The 712-nt window shown below is 65.2% G+C and carries 1 protein-coding gene; it reads right to left on the bottom strand.

The genetic code is table 11. The features are described from left to right. Positions 1–642: hypothetical protein (locus GLW00_RS20985; protein ID WP_202412589.1), on the bottom strand; the 642-nt coding region annotated here is incomplete at its 3' end. Between the last annotated feature and the right edge of the window lie 70 nt (positions 643–712).

The following is a 712-nucleotide window of genomic DNA, read 5'->3' as shown; positions in this document are numbered from 1 at the left end:
CTCCACAATATCCGCCAGATCCCCGATCTCGGCGTTGGGCTTCATGCGCAGGTGCAGGATGCGCTGGGCCGTCTCCGGCAGCGGCGGGATCTCAAGGGTGTCGTCCAGGCGCTGCTTGATGCGCAGGCCGGTGAAGCTGTGCAGCGCCTCGCGCAGCTGGACCTCGTCCTGTTCCGGTGACAGATGGTTGACCGCGATGTCCGTTAGCGGGCGGGAGATGGCCAGCCAGCGCGCGCCACCGAGCAGTCGCCTGTAGTCATCCATGGCCAGCGCCAGATCCTCTTCCCCCTGACCGCTGTAGAAGCGTGCCTGCTCGAGTTCAGCGATCCGGTTGTCCACGGCCGTCTCAAAATGGGTCATTGCCGGCAGGGGCGGAATCTGGCGAACCTGGTACTTCTGGCGCAGGCGCCCCATTTCGCGCAGGGGCAGCCCCCGCAGCTCCCGCGCCAGCGCCTGGTTCAGGTGGTCGATGTCGAGCAGGCTGTCGTCGCGGAAAAAGGCCTGGACCCGGCCCAGAGCATCAGCCAGCACCGCTGTCCGGATGCGTGGTTCGGCAGCAGGCTCCCTGCTGTTAAGGCTTTCCGGCGTAAGCCCGCCCTCGTCGGTGCGGAGGAAGGCCTCCAGGTGTCGCGGTGTGGTCATCGGTACGTCCTGTCCATATCAAGCGTTTTTCAGGGGCCGGGATTACTGCTTTCTGTATCCGTTCCGGAAG

Source organism: Halobacillus litoralis (assembly GCF_009856445.1).
GTDB lineage: Bacteria > Bacillota > Bacilli > Bacillales > Halobacillaceae > Halobacillus > Halobacillus litoralis.
This window is presented reverse-complemented; position numbering and strand designations above follow the sequence as displayed.